Below are 3,291 nucleotides of genomic sequence, written 5' to 3' on the forward strand. Positions count from 1 at the left end.
ACTAGAGCATCGAACTAACCTTGAACCTACTTGATAACCAGCACTTTGCGAATCTGGTCCATTTTGTCTGGCCCTACTATGCGAACGAAATAAATGCCCCGCGCAACAGGATTGCCCGCGCCATTCCTGCCATTCCAGGAAACAGAGTGCTTCCCGGTGTTTTGAAAACCACGTTGTAGCACCGCCACGGTGTCTCCTGAGAGATCGAACACTTGAATCGTGACAACCCCCTTTGTTCTTAGATTGTAGTACAGCGATGTTTTATCATTGTTATTCGGGTTGAGTATATTGTTTAGAATTGAAACGCCCCCGGCCTGAGCGACAATATTCTGAATTTTTATCGCCCATGGAATCACCTGCCGATACCAGTTCGAAGCGGTGTCGTCGAGTATCTGAGCACAGTAGAGCTCGGAGCTTTCGAAATAGAATACAAACTCCAAATCCTTGCCATTTTCAATCATTGCATCCGGCATATTGAACTGGTATGTGTAGTTGTCACTGCTTGAGGTGGTTGCGCTCTTTGTAGTTGTCCGCGTATGTGGTTTGGGAACCAAACCGGAGAAATTGCGCGGCAGACTGGCATTTTCGCCGAATGCAGGCAACCAGAGTTTTCCATTCTTGGCATCCGCATTTGCACTGTTTGAATAGACCAGGATAGGGTTCTCCGAGATGCCCGTATACCTGTGCGCTGTAATCGAGAAACTATCGCTTGGCAGGAAATCGTTCCAGGCGAATTTGGAAACAATGCCAAGCTTGTTGTCGCTCAACGGAATTACGTTGCTTCGGGCAGTTGTCGGCTCCATCAATCCGTTGCCCGCCACGCCGAGTCCCACATCAGAGATTCTATGAGAACTGTTCAATATTTCATCGGTTGCATCGTTGGAATCAGTAGTGTCAAAGTCGTGAGTGCTTTTGGGGGTTTGAATATCCCGAACTCCAGAATCGACGTTCACTGTAATTCCATTGAGTATATCTGTCGCGCTGATACTGTTGTTGGTTGTCAGAATCAACTCCCGAATGCCATTTGTATCATTCGAAACCCGTCTCAAAGCCGCTATTCCACCCCCGGCCGTGGTGTTGAAATCACTCATCGTGATACTGGAGGAGTCAGACCTCACTACGGACTCTGAAAAATGCACAAATATCTCCTTCTTACTCGCAATCGCAAGCGTGTATCCAATAATGGGGGCAGCATCATCGTAAGCTTTTTCATATATCTTTGCATTGGCGGCATTCTCCCCCCTGTCGTAGAGCCGCAGCTTTACCCCCCAAACCGTATCTTTGAGGCTGTCGTTTCGTATAATCTTCCACCTGGGAGTGGCCGAAGTATCCAGGTAGGCTTGCTCCTCCAGTTTTATGTAGAACTGATTCGCATTAGTGCCATGTGCCTGAAATCCCCTAACTTCATATCCCTCAACCTCAACCTCCAAACCATTGAAATCCATATTCAGATTATATTCGCTATCAACCAGAATCTTATCGATGCGCCCGTTATGAACAGGCGCTGAATCCAAATCTCCAATATCTTTGGTCCATGAGAGCAATATGTAGGGGGGATTGTGCCATTCCGGGCAGTCTTGAAACGTAGCGTTTGCAGGTTTAATCTGTGGATTTGCCGAAGCATCCGAATGCAGCAGGTAGACGAACTCAAGTTCCAATTCCGCCGTTGAGGTTCTGTTGAAGTTCCAGTAGTGAATTGCATTGCCGGGTTGGGATGAAACTACATAGATATAGGATCGTGGAGATGGAAAAACTGGCGAATGTATATCCAGCAGATTCCCGGGAGGATGGGTTCCACCGCCTTTAATTGCAAACCTGTTTGCTACTCTGGTAGTCTTGCCGCTTTGAAAGTAGATAATCTTTCCCTGAACGCTGGCATCTTCGCAGTTGAACTCAAAGAAATCATTGTTTCCGCCAATATAGGCTGGATAGTTTCCAAGCAGGGTGAGTCTTAGATTTCCAGATACAAGCGCGGCATCCGTTCTTACGTACGAACCGTGGAGAGTAATCGTATGATCGGCTGTATTCAGAGTGCCGTCTTTCAATCGCAATCCAACCAAATCAGTCTCGGAAACGGGTGTGCTCAGAGTCTTATTGGAATTGGGGTTGTAGAATCCATGAATACTGATGTCTGAACTAAGGCTGATGGTTTGTCCGGCAGCATCTATTTCGAGATTCCAGAAATCTCCATGATGTATCGTGCCAGCCCCATTTCCGTTGTAATAGCTTACAAGCCCCAGCTTGTTTGCATTATCATAAGCAAATGTCTGTGTTGTCTGTTCGCCGGTTAGCTTGATTTCGCCATCTTCGTTGTCAAGGGAAACACCTATATTGAAGTTCCAATTTGCAAAATCCACGACAGGGGCAGTATTTCCATCCAGGATAAGATTGGCAATTGCAGCGCTGTGGTTACCCCTGATGAATTGCAGTTGTGCCGGATTATTGTTCGAATCAACCTTAACAGTGCCGGTTGCCGTGAAATCGCTGTTTTGAATATCCAGGTTTGAATCCACTACCTCCAGGTTGTTGAATGTGCTTCCATTTGCTTCGAGAATCGAATTTGACTGTGTGAATTTAACAGTTCCGGAATCACCTCTGAATACTCCGGGTGCACTCACCGTCATATTCCCTTTTATTTCTATCGTTTGTGAACCACCATTCAATATGCCGTCGTCAATATGCAGATTGTCGCCAATCTGCATCCCTCTTTGTGTGTTTATCGAAGTATTCAAAAAACTCAAGTTGCCGTCCGTATCGATACCGGTGATGGGCGTGCCGGTATTGGCAAGATCCAACTCCCCAACGATGAGTGTACTCTCACCGCTGTAAGAAAAAGCGTTGGTGGTATCGACGGCGATGGTATTTACCCTGTTACCAGAATTGGATAAGAGAGAGGGTCCCGCTCCCTGTACTTGCAGTCTGCAGTTGTTTCCTCCCAGGGCATCCCTGATTGAAGCACCTGCCGATTGTGTCACGGTGCCGTTTATCTTTAGCAGCAGGCTGTTTGCTTTGATGTCTCCAAGTTCGAGGTTGTCACTGTTCTGTGTTATCTGGACGTCATTCCCAGTTAGCGTCAGGGTGCCAAAACTGTTGTTCGGGGAAATAAGTGTTATATCATTCGCGCCGCTGCCCGCGGTGAGCGTTGTTGTACCGGTGATGACAATTGGAGCTGTGGAATCCTGGCTGATGTTGGCGTTTGAAGTAATCGTCAGGTTGGAAACGGTAATTGGATTGGAAAACCGGGGCGAATCAGTGCTATAATTCAGATGAAGACTATGTGGGCCGGTAATG

1 protein-coding gene is annotated in these 3,291 nt (G+C 47.0%); it reads right to left on the bottom strand.

The features are described 5' to 3' along the window. Positions 1 to 26: 26 nt before the first annotated feature. Positions 27 to 3,291 (bottom strand): FlgD immunoglobulin-like domain containing protein (locus S1OALGB6SA_RS06355; RefSeq protein WP_124032908.1); only part of this gene is annotated, 3,265 nt, incomplete at its 5' end.

The sequence above is a fragment of the Olavius algarvensis spirochete endosymbiont genome (genome assembly GCA_900608495.1).
In the GTDB taxonomy this organism is placed as follows: domain Bacteria; phylum Spirochaetota; class Spirochaetia; order DSM-2461; family DSM-2461; genus UBA2779.